Origin of the sequence: Burkholderia sp. KJ006 (assembly GCF_000262695.1) — a bacterium.
Taxonomy (GTDB): domain Bacteria; phylum Pseudomonadota; class Gammaproteobacteria; order Burkholderiales; family Burkholderiaceae; genus Burkholderia; species Burkholderia vietnamiensis.
Window position 1 is genome coordinate 1,126,767 of sequence record NC_017921.1, and the last position, 16,533, is coordinate 1,143,299.

Here is a 16,533-nt window from a genome sequence, read left to right on the forward strand (position 1 = left end):
CTTCCGAAAGATTGCCTTCCGCGCGCGCGGAGATCACGCGGGGGAGGTTGTGCAGCGGCAGGGCACAACCGAAGCCGCTGCAGCGTGTCGCTACGCGGCGACGGGCAGCACGTCGAGCTCGGCCAGGCGTGCGGTCGCGACTTCGTGATAGCTCGGTTCGAGCTCGCAACCGATCCAGTTCAGCCCGGCTTCCTTTGCTGCTGCGAGGAACGTGCCGGAGCCGGCGAACGGGTCCAGGACGACGCCGTCTGCCGGCGCCAGGCGCACGACGTCGCGCGCGAGCTGGGCGGGCTTCTCGGTCATATGCCGTTTCGGATGCGCGAGGCGCTCCGAGAACACGCCAGGCAGATACACGTCGGCGCGGCGCACGGCCCCCTTGGTCGCCCAGACCAGGAATTCGGTCTGCTGCGCGAAGCCGCCCATGCGCGGCCGCGTGCGGCCGCTGGTCTTGTCCCATACGGCGACGCCGCGCCAGGTGAAGCCGGCGGCCTGGATCGCATCAGTGAGGCTCGGCAACTGGCGCCAGTCGACGAAGCAGGCCAGGTGCGCTTCGTTGCGGCAGACGCGATAGGCTTCCGCAAGCCAGGTCATGCACCAGAACGTCCACGATCGCTGGTCTTTGCTGTCGTGCTGGAATTCGGGATAGACCGTCTTCACGTCGCCGCCGATGTACTTGCTCGACGGCGACTGGCTGCGCGAAGCACTCGTCGTGCCGCCGGACGAGTAGGGCGGATCGGTGAAGACCAGGTCGACGCAGCCATCGGGCAGCGCGCGCATGACGCTCAGTGCGTCTGCCCGGTGCACGTGGTTGATCAGATCAGCGGAGAGAGTGTGTTGCATGGGGCGAATCCCTTGTATCGGAGGCTCGGTGGCCTGCGGGTAAGGGGCTCGTGGCCCTCAAGATATTCATTGCGCCGCAACGCGGGCATTTGATGGTGAGCCGGACGTATTCGCCGGCACCGAGTTTGCGGTTACAGCTTCCGCATCGGATGTCCTGCATGGTGTGATTCCTGCCTGTGCTAGGATGCCGGCGCCTCTCGAGAGGTGTCGCGGCCCTGGCCAATCCTGCAGGCGTGCTCTGCTGGTGCGGGGCGTGCACGATGTTGCTGCATCGCGCACGTCGCCGCGTCCTTTCCTTCCTATGTCGCGCTACGCGACGTATTCGCCGCCGGCGAGCATGTAGCGGTCGGTCGAGCCGTACATCATCGACCCGTCCGCATTTGGCGCGCTACCTTCGGGCTTCGGTTCCACCAGTCGCCGCTGGATATACGCGAACGCCCCCTCGTCGGCTTCCGGCATGCCCGACACGAAAATCGTGACGCCGCCCTGCAGCGGCAGTTTCCCCGCCTTGAACGTCGCTTCCGATACGTAGCTCTGGATCGTACCGCTCGTGAACTTCGACGCCGCGTCGATCGCGACGTTGCTGACCACGTGATAGGACGCCTGCGCGCCAGTCGATTCGAGAACGAGTGCTTTCTTGATTGCCATATTCGATTCCTGGAAAAATGAAACGGGACTGCGGTTTGTGGCGACGCGGGTCCGCGCGACTACGCGGGCAACTGCGGCCAGACGACGTCGAGCGGAAAGCCGGCCTGCTGCGGCACGTCGCGCAACGCAGCGCGATAGCGCCGAAGGGCAGATTCTCGATCGGTGTCGCCGGCGTCCGCCGCGCGCTCGACAAGCGGGTCGACCTCAGCGAGCAGCGTGTCGCGCTGTCGGCGAACGTTCTCGGAGGCTTCGATGAGTGCGTATTGCGCTTCGAACTCGGGCCACCACGCGAGCAGGTCGGCTGGTGTCGGTTGCGGAATATCGGCCGGCTGCCAGATCGGTACCCACGCCGTCTTCGTCTGCCGGAGCGTCTGCTCGTGCACCGGGTGTGCAACCCAGTAGTCCCGGCAGCGCACGAGATTCGGAAATTTCTTCGCCAGAATGAAAGCCGCTTGCTCGACGTCGAGCATGGTGTTCGCGTTAGTCATTGGTTCCTCAAAACTACGCCGTAAACAGTGATCGCGTTGGCCGTCCCGTTGCCCGGACCGCTTAGCCCGCAGACGACCCACGGCGCGGGCAGGGCACCGTTGAGGCGCTCGATTGTGCCGAAGTTGTTCACGCCGGAATCCCACTGCACGCGCGCGCCGGCGTTGGCCTTCGTGTTGTCGCGGTTGTACAGGTCGTTGAGGATGTCGCTCATCCACGCGCCGCGATACGAGCAGAACAAGTTGCCGTCCGTGGTGAGGGTTTGCTGACCGCGCATGTACATCGTGCCCCAGTCGTCTACGGACCACGTGACGGCGTTGTACGCGTTGTTGATGACTTCCAAACCGCCAGAGCGCCGCGCGCGCAGGTATGTCAGTACACCGTCGGCCGCACGTAGGCCAAAGTCCGCATCCCATCCATCCCGCGCAAGCGTCAGACGGCCCCACATCGACGAGCCGCTGCGGTTGACGTAGTTGTTCGTCAAGAAACTCGACAACCATCCACCCCATTGGCTACCGGACAGGTTTCCATCGGGCGCGACCACTGACGTACCGCCCCCGGCCTGCAATTGGCCGCGCGCAGTGACCGTGCCGCCATCGGTGACTGCTAGGTTCGCGGCCGTATTCGCGCCATTCGTGACCATCCACTTCGCCGCGGACGCCTGCACCTGAATTCGCGGCGCGTAACCGTTTGAATTGAAGACGAGCTGCGAACCGTAGTCGCCCGCGCCATACAGAGTCACGGTTCCATTGACCTGACCGCCGACGTTCTTGTCGAGCGGCGTGACGTTCGCGCTGTCCCACGGCGTCGCACCGGCCCACGATGGACGCTTCGCGAAACTGACCACCTGTGAGGCTCGTTGAATGTCCAGCACGCGACGCTGCGTGACGCCATCATCGTCAAACGCACTGATTGCGAAGTCGTCGGTATCGGACTTGCCGAGCGTCCACCGATTTTTCCCGCCATTCTTTAGATAGACCGTGCTCCAACCAGCTCCGTTATCGATCGTCGCGTAGGTCATCGACATACCGGCCGCCGCGTTGACGTGACCGGTGAAGCGTGCGCCCGTCAGTGGGGCGTACCGGATCGCGATTGTCTTCGGCGTCACGGCTCGCGTGTCGTCCGCGCCGGCGTCGACCTCAGTCTGCGTCGCCAATTCGATGACGCCCTTGCGCTCGGTCGTCGCCGGCGGATTCAGGAACGTTGTCGGCCCGAAAACGAGCTGCGTCACGTCGATCGAGGTGAGCACGGTATCGGCGGCCAGCAGCAGCATCGAGGCCGCTGCTTTTTCCAGGATCGGATCGTTCTGCACGTAGACGCCGAATAACACGCCATTGTCCAGGTACAGCCCGAACCCGTACAGCTTGTACTGGTCCGCACTGTCATCCTGGATCACGATATGGATCGTGTCGTTGGCGACGGTATTGCCGCCGAACGTCGTGATGCGCTTCAACTCGCTCGGCAGCTCGGTCATATCCGGCTTGAACACGAAGGCCGCCGTGGCGAGGCCAATCTGCGTGACCTGGTGCGCGGTGGTCCCGGTATTGCCGGGCGCCACCAATGCGGCGCGGCCGGCGTCCGTGATGTAGATGAGGTTTCCAGCCATGTTCGTTAGTCCGTGAGAGAGAGGCGGCGATAGACGGCTGCGCGCACGCCACATGCGACGCCGATCGGGCCGTGCATGCTGAAGCCTTGCGTGAAGGTATAGTGGGCGGTGCCTCGCTTCGCGCGATCGACCTCGGCGCGGATGTCGTTGACGTACTGCGCGGTGGCCGGCACGCCGTTACGCGTACCGACCGTCATCACGATCTCAAACGTGCCCGGCACGCCGCGCGGCGTTTTCTCGAACCACTCACGCATCACGACGTTCGCACCGAACGACGCGCACACGTCGCGCACGGCCTCGGCAGTGCCCTTTTTACGGGCGATCCGGATCGCGGATTTCACACGTGCGCGCTTTACTTGCTCGGGCCATTCGTCGCGCCAGGTATCGACGCCCATGTGCCAGGCGAGCCAGGGCAGGAAGCGCAGCGGGATACGATCCGGGTCCATCAGCGTGTCGATCTCGACCGGGATGTCGAGCACGTCCGCGTTGGCTTCGGCCAGGCGCCGCTCGAGCACGGTCGCGTTCGGCGGCAGTAGGGAGACGGCCGGCTTAATCATCGGCCACCCCACCGTCCGTCAGCTCGATACCCGTGCAGTACGGCGCCTGGTCGATCGCGATCGGCACGCCTTCGGCCGGCGTGTCGAGCAGCACCTTCTGGACGCCGGCGACGCGCATCGACGCGTACAGACCGTCCAACGTGACCTCGGAACCCGGCCGGTGCATCGATTCGGCGAACTGCAGCGTCTTCTTCTTCGCTTCCGCGAGCGCGACAGCACGATCCGGGCCGTTGAAGAAGCGCAGCGTCGCGCGAATCGCGTACGGCACGATCTTCGCGCTCTGCACGATGACCTCGTCGGCCTGTGGCCGCTTCTTCTCGAGCGCCTTCTCGACGATGTCGATCAGCTCCTGGCTCGCCGTGCCGTCACCTTCGCGCGACAAGATCGTGACGATCATCACGCACGGCGACGGGCTATAGGCGGTCGCCGCCTTCACGCGCCCGTCAGCAGCGCGCGCGTGGAACACGTACGCGTCGTCGGGGCCGGCGACCGAGAAGCCGCGCGGCGCGAGCTGGATGCGCTCGCGCAGGCTGTCGTCGTCCTCGTAGACAGGATCGATGCTCTGGTCGGGATCGCCCGGCGAGATCAGCAGACGGTCGACGTCGAAGAGGGCACCGATGTGCTCGAGCGTGGTGCGCTTCGCGTACGCGAGCAGGATGCCGCGCGCTTTCTCGTTCATGAGCGCGAGCAGCAGCATTTTTTCGTACGCGCCTTCCTGCAGCAGCTTCACCATCGGCTCCGATTCCAGCTCGAGCGTGGCCGCAATCTCGTCCTGCTGTTCCTTCGGATACAGCGACACCAGCCGTGCCTTCTTCTCGGCCAGGATCGTTTCGTAGTCGAGTTCGTCGACGATGTCAGGTGCTGGGAGCTGCGACAGATCGATCGGCGTCGTTCTCATGCAGCGCCTCGTCCGTTCGTCGCCGGCAGGCGCATGGAGAAGGCGGCGCCCGCGCGCGGGCCGTCCGTGCGTTCGCCTTGCAGTTCGAGCACAGCGCCGCCGTCGATGCCGGTGCTACCGAAGTCCACCTGGTTGACCTGGATGCGCGGTTCCCATCGGGCCAACGCCATGACGGACGCAGCCATGACGCGCATGCGCATCACTGGATTGACCGGGCCATCGATCAGTTCGGGCAGCAGCGAGCCGTATTCACGGCGTTCCACGCGCGTGCCGAGCGGCGTGAACAGGATGTCCGCGACGGACTGCTCGATGTGGGCCTGGCCGGCGATCGCGCGGCCAGTGCGTGCGTTCATGCCGTTCATGCGCCACCTGCGATCGGCTTCGAAGTCTTGGCAAATTCGCCCTGGGCCTGATGCGGATGCTCTACCAAGCTGACGTCCCGTGACTTCACGTCGACGTCAGCAGTCACGGTGCCCGTGAAGTGCGCGCTGCCCTGAATCTCGATCACCGGGCCGCCCGCGCCCTTGCCGGTCGCGCCCGATTCGAACGTGAGCGGTCCCTTCACGAGTAGCGAGCCCGTCACGGTCGTCTCGTCGGCGTCGAGCGTGACGGATTGGGCCTTGACGGTCGCGGTGTTGGTTTCGACCGTGACGCTACCGGGAGCGACGACGTGCACAGTTGCGCCGGCCGGCAGCGTAGCCGTCAGCGCGTGCGCTGCGAAGTCGTACGCGATGCGGGCGCCGTCCCGATAGGCCCGGAGGTGTTCGTTCGGATTCGAGGTCGGGGCGTCGTGTTCGTCGCAATATACGCCGGGCAGGAAGAGGCCCGTCGTCGGCTCGCCGGACGGGCAAAGGAGCAGACCCGGCTCGCCGATCGACGGCGGGTCCCACTCAATACTGTTACCCGCCCGTTGCGCGAGCCAGCGAATCCAGTCGGTATGCAGGCCGCCGGATTCGACGCGCACGCGGCGAGCGTTGTGATCGACATCGATTACGGTGCCCTCGCGCAGGAGGCTTTCGAGGCGGCGGTTCAGGTCAGCAAAATCGTCCATGCGGCAAGGATGCCGCGCGCGCGGGAGAGGATCACGCGAATATGGTTGTACGCGGTCGGATGACAACGTTTCTCCAACCGTCGCCACAATGTTGATGCGGGCGTTGGCGGAGTAGCCGCGAGATGGGTACGACGGTGACGGCGAGGTCGGTAAGACAGGGTAACGGTCGTTCCTCGCGACCAGAACTTAGTTCGTGGCGAAAGGAAGCGACCGCTGAAGTGGTACCGCGTATAAATTAAATGGTGAGCCCGAAGTCCCAAGGAAAGCCAAGATCTTTGTCCGATCTAGATACCGCAGCCCAATTTATCAACACGTCATTAGGGTCGGTAATGAGCCTATTTTTTTCCTTGTCCCATTCGAATCGAGGTTCTAGTATTGGTCCGGGATAATGCGGGGCAAGTGAGCCGAAGGCGATGTAGTGCCATGCTCCCTTCGGACCCTCCCGACCAGTAAATTTCAGCTCACTATGTCGCGTGGAATCATTGAATTGCATCTCCAGGTGTTCGACAGCCAGCAAATCTCGAGCGGTGATTTTTCCGAGTGGCGGACAATCAAAGTGCCATGCTGGAAAATCAAAGTGCGTCTCTGAATCTGTGATCGCGACAGCGATTCGCTCAACCGATTTTTCTGTACTGAAATGCAATGAAACGAGCGCATCGGAAAATCTATAACCCCACCAATTCTCGTCCACTCTCGTAGGGGCGCCCAATTGCTCCCTCACCCACTCGGCTGATGCTCCAAGTTCAAGGGCAGTAAAGATGTTCTCGGGTGTTCGTCGTTGTTCGATATCTATGCTCGGTCTCTTGAGTCTCGAGCGAAGAAATTTGAGCCCCTTCGGACTAAGCGTTACCCACAGCAACGCAAAGCCGCCCAAAAATGCGCCGATCGCATTGATTGCAATATCTCTAATAATTGTCATCGCAGTAAGTTTCGTCCATGTCGTTGTAAGTCATCCGATACAGATTTGCGCAACACTGCCTGCGGCCTCTTTTACATGCAGATGCGCAATGAAGTCCGAAGAATCGGGCAAGTAAATCATCGGGGATTTGATCCTTCTTCGTACGCGTGTGGATCGACAATTGTCGACGAATTCGAGCGACCTGTCGAACGACCAGTACTGGAGGAACAATCGAGTTGAACATTCGCACGATATTTGACGTATGCCAATGCCCTTGTCGTGCTACCGCGACAGAAAGGCGAGAACGACGTCGGTGATCCGATCGACGTCGGCATCGGCCAGGCCGAGCAGCTCGCGCACTGGATACTGGACGGTCGGCCCGTTGCGCTCGACGCGATCGCGCAGGCCCTCCTGATGGACGCGGGCGATGCGCTCGACCTGGCGTGTGAAGTGCAGCACGGACGCGTCGGCGGTCGACGCTGTTTTGAGGAAGCGCGCGGTGCGCAGCTTCGCGAACATCGCGCGCCGGATGCGGCCCTTCTTTCGTCGGGCCTGCGGCTTGCGCGGTGCGTACCGGCTACCGTCGGGATTGCGGGCTTCGGCGATGCGTCGCGAATGGCGCCGGCGCAGTTCGATGGCCAACCCTTTCGCCAGCACCGCGCGCTGCGCGGACGTGAGCTGGCCGAGCAGGCCGGACGCCCAGTCTTCGGCGTGGGATAGTCGATCGACCATCAGGTCCCCGCGATCGGCGGCTCGCCGAAGTGGCGAATCTCGTAGCCGCCCGGTTGCTCGACCACGCCGACGCGCTCGGTCAGCTTCAGCAGGATCTCGACGTCCGATTTGCCGTTGTCGAGCAGTTCGGCCTGGAACTTGAACCCGTCGCGGCAGAGGTCGCGGTTGAGCAGCAGCTCGGGCTGGTGGATCTTCAGCCAGCCGATGATCGGGACCATCAGGTGATCCGAATGACCGGCGTAGTCCGTCACGACAATGTCGAGCGTGTACGCATATTCGAACGACAGCGACTTCGCTGCGGTGACGGCAATCGACCCGTGTTCGATGAAGATGTGCAGCCGGTCGGGATCGCGCGCAAACTCGGGCAGGGCGGCGGTAAGCGCCGCGCGCAGGCTGTTGGGCTTGTTCATGGCGCCGGTTCCTCCGCGTCGCGTACCCGGGCCTGCAGAGCGATCAGTTGCTCGGCGTTTTCGTGACAGGTGGTGTAGTTGCCGGCGACGGTTGCGGCGACGGCAGAGAGCGCAATGCCCGAGGGGGCCGCATCAGCGCTTCCGGGATCGCCCACCGGCACGTTGGCGGCTGCGCCGTCGTGCACGCGCACAAACCCAACAGGAACAACGCAGGCGCGATCCGCTTCGCGATCCACATAGACGGGAACCTCCTTGATGATGGTGTCGCCCTTCTCGCGGACGACCTGGACACGGTCGACATACTGCGTGACGACCTTCACGTCGCGGCGGGCCGCGTCGCGCTCGGCCGTCCGATCGCGCACGTCGCGCGCGAGATCGTCGACGCGCCGGCCGGCGTCGAGCAGGCGCGCATGCTGGATTGCGATGACGACCGCAGCTATGGCGAGCGCGATCGCGCCGGCGGTGAAGATACGGGCGCCGGTCGTCACGCGGCCGCCCGGCTGTAGCGATCGAAGGCCCTTTCGAGCTTCACGTCGTACAGGTTCTCGGCGTAAGCCTTGCCGTTGTACAGCTCGGCGAACTTCGCCCACTTCTTACCGCGCAACGCGGCGAGCATCACCTTGTCCGCCAGGACGAAGCGAACGAATGCCTCGAGCTGCTCGGCCTCGCTGACCTTCATCGCGTCGACGAACGCGAACACGTCCGGGTAGCCGAGCGCCTTCCAGTGGAAGCCCATGATTTGAAACGCGCCCCAGCTCGTCGCCTCGAGCGCGCATGTGGCCGAAATTTGCGACGCGCTCGCCAGGCGTGCATATTCCGCCGCGTCGCCGACGTAGCCGCCGCGCTTCGGGTTGACCAGGGCCGGATATTTCGCCGCCAGCGCGTCCGCGTCCAGGCCGGCCGCCGCGAGCTGGCGATACATGATGTGCCGCTCATACAGGATCACGGGCCGGCCGTCAGGCAGGAACCCGGCGCCTTTCGATTCCACCTCATTGACGGCACGCACGGCCGCGATATCGACCTGCAGCCGATCAGCCGCGCGCTGCAGGTCGGCGTCGGTGAGGTGGCGCGGATCGCGCCGGCCGGCCGAGAGCGTCGACCAGGTCTTCGGGCCGGCGATGCCGTCTGCGACCAGGCCGTGCGTGGCCTGGAACGCCACCACGGCGTTACGGGTTGCGCTGCCGTAGATTGCGTCGGTGTCGAGGCGCGCGCCGGCTGCGATGAGCTGGCGCTGCAGGTAGCTGACGTCGGCGCCGCGGTCGCCGAGGCGCAGGGTCTTATACATGGCGCCCCCATACCTTGAATTGCAGCACGCGCGCGATCACTGAGTCGCGCGGGTTGCCACGGTGGAACAGCTCGACGACGTTGCCGCGAACTCCGTACACGGCGAGGCACAGGACGCCGACCAGCACCGTGTCGGCAAGATTCGCCGGCGGCAGCATGCCGAACGCGGCGCGGATTGGGGCGGCGCCGGCGGCGACCGCGATCGTGTACGCCAGGCATGCCGCGAGCGGCCGGTGGGCGCTCGTGCCACGGCGGAAGGTCACGAGGCGCAGCGCGAGCGCCGCGCACAGCAGCACGTAGACGGTCGTGAGCATTACTTTTCCCTCCCCTTGAACACGTTCAGCAGCCGATCGGGCGCATCGGCCTGGGCGATCAGCCACAGCAGCAGTTTCACGACGAGCGCGGATGCGATCAGCGCGCCGATGCCGGCGTGCACCTCGACGCGGGCCGGCAGCACCGTGTCGAGCGCGGCGGCGAACAGCTCGGCCGTGAGGCACCCGGCGACGAACGAGATCACGAAGAAAGCGATGCGCTTCGGAATCGACGGATCGGCGGCTGTCATCACGAACAGCAGCGAGCCGGCGAACGCGCCCATGACGACGTTGGCATCGACGCCGGGAAACAGCGACAGCGTGGCGACGCCGAGCGCCGCGACCGTCGCGGACGACGTGGAAATAGGTTCAGCCATTCTCAGTCCCATAACTGGAGCCGCTCGGCGCCGGATTGCGCCGCTTGCGGTACTTCGTCGGGCAGCTCGACGAGCAGCCCGTGAGGCAGGATCGGGCCGTACTGCGCCAGGTCCCGGTTGAGGTCGAGCACCGCTTCGACGACGCCGCGCGTGCGGCCGAGCACGCGCCAGCAAAGCGCGTCGATGGTTTCCCCCTGGAGCGCCCGCACCTCCATCAGATCAACTCCACCGTTATGCGAGGGCGGCCGATGATGTCGCTGATCGCCCAGCGGGCGTCACGGCGCAGCTCGTCGCCCTGGGGCTCCAGCTCGTCTGCGCGGCGCGCGCCATCGCCCGTCGTGTCGTAATCGCGGTACCGCTCGATGAGCGTCGCCTTCGCCAGGCAATACACCGCGCGCCGGTAGTGCTGCAGCCGTACGCTCTCGCCGTCGAGCTGGTCGGCCGGCACATCGGCCAGGCACGTGATACCGGCATCGCGCCACGCCGCGCGTGCGCTGCGCAGCTCGTCGTTGACCTCAGCGATCGCGGCGAGCAGCTCGTGCCGCAGACGGGCGTCGGTGATCGACCCGTCGAAGCGCATCGTGTCGCGCGCATGCTCGAGCGAGACATCCGGATAGAACGGGTCGTTCTTGATCGGCTTAGCGGGTTCCGCATCCGCCGGCGCGCGCGCTAGCGGCGGGGTCGAGACAAAGGACATGGTCGGGTTCGTCGGGTTGATAGGTAGAGGCGGTGGACGGGGCTTTCGCGCGGACAGTGCCGGCTACGGCCCCGTGCCGCCTGGTGCGCGGGGTACGCTCGGTGTCAGCCACAGGGGCCGGACTGGCCTCCGGTGGCGGAATTCTTCAGCTCGCGCTCGAGCCGCTCGATGTCTTTCTTCACACCCACGTTCGCGAAGAGCTGCAACGCGCGGCGTAGGTGGTCGAGGGCACGCGCAGGATCGGGAGCGGAGAGGCCGTAGCCGATCGCCTTGTGCAGCTTCGCGCGCACTTCGTCGGGCATGTCGGCCGTCGCCGTGAGCTGCTCGATCTCGACGAGCGGTTCGACCTGGATCGCGTCGCCGGCGCGATGGGCGCGCAGCGCGGCCTCGGCGAATTCCTCGACGAGCAGACACGGCGTGCTGCGCTTGTACTGGTCGGGCAGCGGGAGAGCGTGCCGCAGCGCGTACGCGCCGATCTCGAGCGCGCCCTGGTAATCGCCGACGTCGACGCGCCAGACCATGATCGTCATCAGCACGTCGTCGTGCGCGCCGGCCGCGCCTTGAAGCACACCCGCGACCCACGCGTCGTATGCGGGCAGAAACTGACGCTTCAGATCGGCCTTGCGCTCGAGCGACTCGACAGCCTTCAGCGCGCGGCGGTGTTCGTCGAGCTGCGCGAGCATCAGCGTATAAGCCGAGTCGTCGCGCAGCCCGCCGACACTCGCTGGCGTGCCGCGCGCGGCCGTAGCCGCGACGGTGCGCTGGAAGTGTTGGCGGAACGGGTTTGTCATGCGCCACCTTGCGGAGCGGCCGGGGCAGCGTCGGCGAACTGGATGTCCTCGACCACGCAGCCGGCGCCGTACTGCTCGATCACGTACGCATCGTTCGAGCTTTCATAGTTCTCGATGCGATCGCGCTCGGGCACTTCCTTCAGCGAGCGCCGGCGCGCGCTGGTTTGCCAGTAGATCGACAGGTTGTCCAGGCGCGTGACCATCAGCGCGTGCGGCGGGAAGTACGGCACGCTGACGGCCGGCAAGTTGCCGACGCGCTTCTGCGAGACGACGATGTCGGTTGCGAGCGTTTCGGTCGACGGCTGCGCCTGGTTGATGAGCGGGAAATACTTGTCCTGGAGCAGCTCGCGGCCGCAGATCACGACGAGGTTCGGGTCTTCGGCGTACCACGGGTCGAGGAACTCGTTGCGCGCGAGCGAAACGACAGCGTCGAGATTCTTGAATTCCTCGCCCTTTCCGATCTTCACGCCCGAGAACACGCGTTGCTTCGCATTGTTGCGGTACTGCTGCAGCCAGCCGATGTTCACGTCCTGCAGCAGCGGGTTCGTGGCGAGATCGGTATCGTCCGCAACCTTCACGCCGTTCCAGCCGATCATGATGCGATCGAGTGCCTGACGCACGATGATGGAATCGCGCAGACGCGCCTGGAAGTCCGGGAACTTCGCCCACGCGTCGAGCTGCTGATAGCGGATGTGCGTGTCGTAGTTCGTCTTCTCGCAACGGTACTTCTGATTGTCGAGTGCCGAGACGTCGCGCGTTTCACGCGCTCGCTTGGTCGTATCGGTACGGCTCGCGATCGGGCCGGATACGCCGAGGCCGATCTTTTCGCCCTCCATTTCTTCGACGCCGTAGATGTTGATCCGGCCGAGGAATGCGCTCGATTCCTGGATCTTGGTTTCGAGCGTTTGCTGCACGCTCGGCACGACCGAAAACTTCTTCGTGGCATCGCTGATGCCGTTCAGTTCCTGGATGCGAGCCAGATACCGGTTGTACTGCTCGCGGGTAGTGTTCCGCATGGGTTCTCCGTCTAGGGGAAATGGGATGAGGGCGGGTTAGCAGTCGGTCTGCGCCCCGTTGTCGCTGCCCGTCGACGTCGGCCGCTGTTGCGAGCTGCTGTCGGTGCGCGAAAGCTTCCGGACCAGCTCGCTGTGGCGCTTGTCGCTGTCCTGCTGCGCGCGCTTCAGCTCGTCGACGTTCGTGTTGAACTTCTCGAGCTGCTCGAGCACCTGGCTCTGGTTTTCTGCGAGCGCGACGACCGACTGCGAAAGGTCGGAAAAGCGCTGGTCGTCGGTCGCACCCTTGCGATTCAGCAGATCGCGAACCTTCGAGAACAGCGACTTGCCGGCGTCGCCGGTGCGCGGGACCTCGTCCTCGAAGTCGATGTCGGCTTCGACCGCAGCGCTGAAGAGGTTTTCCGGGCGCTGCTTCCGTGCGTCGTACGCTTTGTGCTTCGCACTGAACTGCAACATTTCCGTGCCGAGGCTTGCCGGGTTGTCGGTGACGGCGAGACCGACCAGGTACGCTTCTCCCGTGCCGGCAAAATCTGGATCGACTTCCATCGACGTGTAGACCTTCTGCCGCTGCTCGTTGGTCAGCGCGACCAGGTCTTTGGTCGGCGACAGTTGCGCGAGCAGGCGCATCTTTCCGTCCTGCTCTTCTGCCTTGAGCGCGATCACGTCGCCATACGCGCGGAACGTGCTATCCGGGGTGTAGCCGCGAATGTGTTCCATGTTGATGCGTGCGCCGTACGTCTTCGGGTCGTAGCTGCTCGCCATCTGTTCGAGCATCTCGCGATCGATCGTGCGGCCGTCCGTCGTCGCGCCTTCGGTCGCGATCCGGAAAAACTTCGTCTTCTTTGCGTCCTGTGTCATGTGCGAATCCGCTGAGAGGGGGCTGTGTTCAGGGATTCCAGTTTCGGCAGTTCGAACCGGAGTCGCAACGCATGTTGGTTGTGCGCGCAACCGATACAACCGTATGCAGTAGGGCCTACGCGCGCGCGTCGGTAGCCTTGCTACATGACTGCACTTCCCATTGATTCATCCGACGTTGATCCACGTCGACGCGCACGCGACCTGTACTGGCAGGGGTATCGCATCGCGCGTATCGCCGAGCTGCTCGGCGTGAAGCCGGCCACGCTCTATAGCTGGAAAAAGCGCGACGGATGGGACGAGACCGAGCCGGTCGATCGCGTCAACATGACGATCGAGGCGCAGTTGATAAAGCTCGTCACGAAGGAGGCGAAAGAAGGGCGCGACTTCAAGGAGATTGACCTGCTGACGCGTCAGCTCGACCGATTGCGTTCGCGGCCAGCTAATGATGCAAAGGTGAGCGAGTCGGGAGGGGGTGGCGGCACGCGCCGATCACGTAGCTCCGACGACCGCAACGCGTTCAGCGAAGAGCAGATCGAGAAGTTGAACGATGCGTTCCTCGAATCGATCTTCGACTATCAGCGCACCTGGTATCGGGCGGGCTTCAAAGAGCGGATTCGCAACATCCTGAAGAGCCGGCAGATCGGCGCGACCTGGTATTTCGCGCGCGAAGCGCTGCTCGACGCGCTGAACACGGGCCGCAATCAGATCTTCCTGTCGGCCAGTAAGGCGCAGGCGCACGTGTTCCGCCAGTACATCGTCCAGTTCGCGAAGGACGCGGTTGGCGTCGAGCTGAAGGGCGATCCGATGGTGCTGCCGAACGGCGCGACGTTGTACTTCCTCGGCACTAATGCGCGCACGGCGCAGAGCTATCACGGCAACCTGTATTTCGACGAGTACTTCTGGGTGCCGCGCTTCCAGGACCTGCGCAAGGTGGCGTCAGGCATGGCGATTCACGATCACTGGCGGCAGACGTATTTCTCGACACCATCGAGCCTCGCGCACGACGCGTATCCCTTCTGGTCGGGCAAGCTGTTCAACCGCGGTCGACCGAAAGATCAGCACGTGTCGATCGACATTTCGCATGCGGCACTGGCCGCTGGCCGGTCGTGTCCGGATGGTCAGTATCGCCAGATCGTGACGGTCGAGGACGCGGTGCGCGGCGGCTGTAACAGTGGAGCGAGGCCGCTCTTCAACCTCGACCGGTTGAAGCTCGAGTACAGCACGGAGGAATACGCGAACTTGCTGCTGTGCCAGTTCATTGACGATTCGCTGTCGGTCTTTCCTCTCGCGACGTTGCAGACGTGCATGGTCGACACGTGGGAAGTGTGGGACGACTTCAAGCCGCTGTACATGCGCCCGTTCGGCGACGAAGAGGTGTGGATCGGTTACGACCCGTCGCACACGGGCGACAGTGCCGGCTGCGTGGTCCTGGCGCCGCCGAAGTATCCCGGCGGGAAATTCCGCGTGCTCGAGCGGTTCCAGTGGCACGGCCTCGACTTCGAAGCGCAGGCGGCGCAGATCGAAGCGCTGACCACGCGCTACCGCGTGACCTACATCGGCGTCGACACGACCGGGATCGGCCAGGGCGTCTATCAGCTCGTCACGAAGTTTTTCCCGGCCGCGACGCCGTTCCACTACTCGGTCGAGATCAAGACCGCGCTCGTGATGAAGGCGCAGAACGTGATCCGCAAAGGCCGGCTCGAGTTCGACACGGGCTGGAAGGATCTCGCCGCCGCGTTCATGGCGATCAAGAAAACGATCACGCCCAGCGGGCTGCAGGTCACGTACAAGGCAAGCCGATCCGAAGAGGCGAGCCACGGCGATCTGGCCTGGGCGTGCATGCACGCGCTCGCGAACGAGCCGCTCGAGGGCGCGACGAGCACCAATACCGGATTTATGGAGCTTTTCTGATGTCACGCAAGATTCGACGCGGCGCCGGGCGCCGTACGCATGGCCGTGCCGAGCAGGCCGCCGAATCCACGCCGGCGCCGACGCCGCGCACGGAGGTGTTCTCGTTTGGCGATCCGATCGAGGTAATGGATCGGCGCGAACTGCTCGAGTATGTTGAATGCATGCGGATGGGGAACTGGTACGAGCCGCCGTTGCCCCTGGACGGCCTCGCGCGCTCGTTTCGAGCCGCGCCACACCACAGCTCGGCCATCTACGTAAAGCGCAACATCCTCGTGCAGTCATACATCGAGCATCCGCTGCTGTCGCGCGCGGACTTCAGCCGGTACGTGCTTGAGTACCTGGTCTTCGCCAACAGTTACCTCGAGCTGCGCACGAACCGGCTCGGCGCACCGATGGCGCTGAAGTCGTCGCTTGCAAAGTACACGCGGGTCGGCGTCGAGCCGGGTCAATACTGGTTCGTCACGAATGTGCGGGAGCCGTACGAGTTCCCGAAGGGCTCCGTCTATCACCTGTACGAGCCGGACCTGAACCAGGAGATCTACGGACTACCCGAATACCTGTCGGCGTTGAACTCGACCTGGCTGAACGAAAGCGCGACGCTGTTTCGCCGGCGCTACTACAAGAACGGGAGCCACGCCGGCTTCATCCTGTACATGACCGACGCGGCCGAGAAGCAGGAGGACGTCGATAACCTGCGTTCGGCATTGAAGAACGCGAAGGGGCCGGGCAATTTCCGGAACCTGTTCATGTACGCGCCGAAGGGGAAGAAGGACGGCATCCAGCTCCTGCCGATCGGCGAGGTCGCGGCGAAGGACGAGTTCTGGAACATCAAGAAGGTGACGGTCGAAGATCAGCTTGCGGCGCACCGCGTGCCGCCGCAGCTCATGGGGATCATCCCGTCGAACGCGGGCGGGTTCGGTGACGTGGAGAAGGCGGCCGGGGTATTCAATGGCCTCGAGATCGAGCCGCTGAAGGCGCGGCTCCGGGAGCTGAATGACTGGATCGGTATCGAGGTCGTGCGGTTCAGGGACTTCGAGATGCCGAAGGGCTGACTCCCGCCCGCGCACCTGGCAAAGCAAAGCCGCCGGGCACTTCGGTGCCGGCGGCTTTTTTGCGCCCGTCGCCTGGGTGCGCCCCGGGGCATTAGAGCGCCTCAGGGCCGCCG

General features: G+C 64.2%; 23 protein-coding genes. 2 read left to right on the plus strand and 21 right to left on the minus strand.

Annotated features, from left to right (window positions below; translation table 11 throughout):
* Positions 1-90 precede the first annotated feature (90 nt).
* From MYA_RS19105 to MYA_RS19195, 21 genes are all read right to left on the minus strand, one after another.
* Complete coding sequence (locus tag MYA_RS19105) at positions 91-840, minus strand: DNA-methyltransferase (RefSeq protein WP_041494091.1); 750 nt, start codon at positions 838-840, stop codon at positions 91-93.
* A complete protein-coding gene (locus MYA_RS30070; protein ID WP_083854908.1) occupies positions 818-1,000 on the minus strand; it encodes a Com family DNA-binding transcriptional regulator in 183 nt (60 codons plus the stop codon). Before MYA_RS30070 ends, MYA_RS19105 begins: the two co-directional genes overlap by 23 nt.
* 149 nt (positions 1,001-1,149) lie before the next feature.
* The gene (locus tag MYA_RS19110; RefSeq protein WP_014724672.1) at positions 1,150-1,488 is read right to left on the minus strand and encodes a hypothetical protein; all 339 of its coding nucleotides are present in this window, start codon (positions 1,486-1,488) and stop codon (positions 1,150-1,152) included.
* Between the two features lie 59 nt (positions 1,489-1,547).
* Positions 1,548-1,958 carry an XkdW family protein gene (locus MYA_RS19115; RefSeq protein WP_014724673.1) on the minus strand — a complete coding sequence of 137 codons (411 nt, stop codon included), beginning with the start codon at positions 1,956-1,958 and terminating at the stop codon, positions 1,548-1,550.
* Positions 1,959-1,972: 14 nt separating this feature from the next.
* Positions 1,973-3,580: a hypothetical protein gene (locus tag MYA_RS19120; RefSeq protein ID WP_014724674.1), complete on the minus strand. Its 1,608-nt coding sequence runs from the start codon at positions 3,578-3,580 to the stop codon at positions 1,973-1,975.
* 5 nt (positions 3,581-3,585) lie between these two features.
* The gene (locus MYA_RS19125) at positions 3,586-4,137 is read right to left on the minus strand and encodes a phage tail protein I (RefSeq protein ID WP_041494093.1); all 552 of its coding nucleotides are present in this window, start codon (positions 4,135-4,137) and stop codon (positions 3,586-3,588) included.
* Positions 4,130-5,035 (minus strand): baseplate J/gp47 family protein, encoded by a 906-nt coding sequence (locus MYA_RS19130; protein WP_014724676.1) that lies wholly within the window; start codon positions 5,033-5,035, stop codon positions 4,130-4,132. Before MYA_RS19130 ends, MYA_RS19125 begins: the two co-directional genes overlap by 8 nt.
* Positions 5,032-5,397 (minus strand): GPW/gp25 family protein, encoded by a 366-nt coding sequence (locus MYA_RS19135; protein WP_014724677.1) that lies wholly within the window; start codon positions 5,395-5,397, stop codon positions 5,032-5,034. Before MYA_RS19135 ends, MYA_RS19130 begins: the two co-directional genes overlap by 4 nt.
* Positions 5,394-6,086, minus strand: a complete 693-nt coding sequence (locus MYA_RS19140) for a phage baseplate assembly protein V (protein ID WP_041494094.1) — start codon at positions 6,084-6,086, stop codon at positions 5,394-5,396. The genes MYA_RS19135 and MYA_RS19140 overlap by 4 nt, the downstream gene beginning before the upstream one ends.
* A gap of 235 nt (positions 6,087-6,321) precedes the next feature.
* Complete coding sequence (locus MYA_RS30075; protein WP_083854909.1) at positions 6,322-7,005, minus strand: hypothetical protein; 684 nt, start codon at positions 7,003-7,005, stop codon at positions 6,322-6,324.
* Between the two features lie 261 nt (positions 7,006-7,266).
* Positions 7,267-7,716, minus strand: a complete 450-nt coding sequence (locus MYA_RS19145) for a phage virion morphogenesis protein (protein ID WP_014724678.1) — start codon at positions 7,714-7,716, stop codon at positions 7,267-7,269.
* Positions 7,716-8,126: a phage tail protein gene (locus MYA_RS19150; RefSeq protein ID WP_014724679.1), complete on the minus strand. Its 411-nt coding sequence runs from the start codon at positions 8,124-8,126 to the stop codon at positions 7,716-7,718. The genes MYA_RS19145 and MYA_RS19150 overlap by 1 nt, the downstream gene beginning before the upstream one ends.
* On the minus strand, positions 8,123-8,614 hold the full coding sequence (locus tag MYA_RS19155) for a hypothetical protein (protein WP_014724680.1): 492 nt from the start codon (positions 8,612-8,614) through the stop codon (positions 8,123-8,125). The genes MYA_RS19150 and MYA_RS19155 overlap by 4 nt, the downstream gene beginning before the upstream one ends.
* Positions 8,611-9,411 carry an N-acetylmuramidase domain-containing protein gene (locus MYA_RS19160; protein WP_014724681.1) on the minus strand — a complete coding sequence of 267 codons (801 nt, stop codon included), beginning with the start codon at positions 9,409-9,411 and terminating at the stop codon, positions 8,611-8,613. The genes MYA_RS19155 and MYA_RS19160 overlap by 4 nt, the downstream gene beginning before the upstream one ends.
* Positions 9,404-9,724: a phage holin family protein gene (locus MYA_RS19165; protein ID WP_014724682.1), complete on the minus strand. Its 321-nt coding sequence runs from the start codon at positions 9,722-9,724 to the stop codon at positions 9,404-9,406. The genes MYA_RS19160 and MYA_RS19165 overlap by 8 nt, the downstream gene beginning before the upstream one ends.
* Positions 9,724-10,098 (minus strand): phage holin family protein, encoded by a 375-nt coding sequence (locus tag MYA_RS19170; protein WP_014724683.1) that lies wholly within the window; start codon positions 10,096-10,098, stop codon positions 9,724-9,726. Before MYA_RS19170 ends, MYA_RS19165 begins: the two co-directional genes overlap by 1 nt.
* 2 nt (positions 10,099-10,100) lie before the next feature.
* Complete coding sequence (locus tag MYA_RS19175) at positions 10,101-10,313, minus strand: tail protein X (RefSeq protein WP_012327677.1); 213 nt, start codon at positions 10,311-10,313, stop codon at positions 10,101-10,103.
* Complete coding sequence (locus tag MYA_RS19180) at positions 10,313-10,795, minus strand: head completion/stabilization protein (protein WP_041494095.1); 483 nt, start codon at positions 10,793-10,795, stop codon at positions 10,313-10,315. The genes MYA_RS19175 and MYA_RS19180 overlap by 1 nt, the downstream gene beginning before the upstream one ends.
* Positions 10,796-10,899: 104 nt before the next feature.
* Positions 10,900-11,586 carry a phage terminase small subunit gene (locus MYA_RS19185; protein ID WP_014724685.1) on the minus strand — a complete coding sequence of 229 codons (687 nt, stop codon included), beginning with the start codon at positions 11,584-11,586 and terminating at the stop codon, positions 10,900-10,902.
* Positions 11,583-12,602, minus strand: coding sequence for a phage major capsid protein, P2 family (locus MYA_RS19190; RefSeq protein WP_014724686.1), 1,020 nt, complete (start codon positions 12,600-12,602; stop codon positions 11,583-11,585). Before MYA_RS19190 ends, MYA_RS19185 begins: the two co-directional genes overlap by 4 nt.
* A gap of 36 nt (positions 12,603-12,638) precedes the next feature.
* Entirely contained in the window at positions 12,639-13,457 is an 819-nt protein-coding gene (locus tag MYA_RS19195; RefSeq protein ID WP_014724687.1) for a GPO family capsid scaffolding protein, read from the minus strand.
* Between the two features lie 144 nt (positions 13,458-13,601).
* Between MYA_RS19195 and MYA_RS19200 the strand changes: the two genes are divergently transcribed.
* Together MYA_RS19200 and MYA_RS19205 are read left to right on the plus strand one after the other, a co-directional pair.
* Complete coding sequence (locus MYA_RS19200) at positions 13,602-15,368, plus strand: terminase ATPase subunit family protein (RefSeq protein WP_014724688.1); 1,767 nt, start codon at positions 13,602-13,604, stop codon at positions 15,366-15,368.
* Positions 15,368-16,420: a phage portal protein gene (locus MYA_RS19205; protein WP_014724689.1), complete on the plus strand. Its 1,053-nt coding sequence runs from the start codon at positions 15,368-15,370 to the stop codon at positions 16,418-16,420. The genes MYA_RS19200 and MYA_RS19205 overlap by 1 nt, the downstream gene beginning before the upstream one ends.
* Positions 16,421-16,533 lie beyond the last annotated feature (113 nt).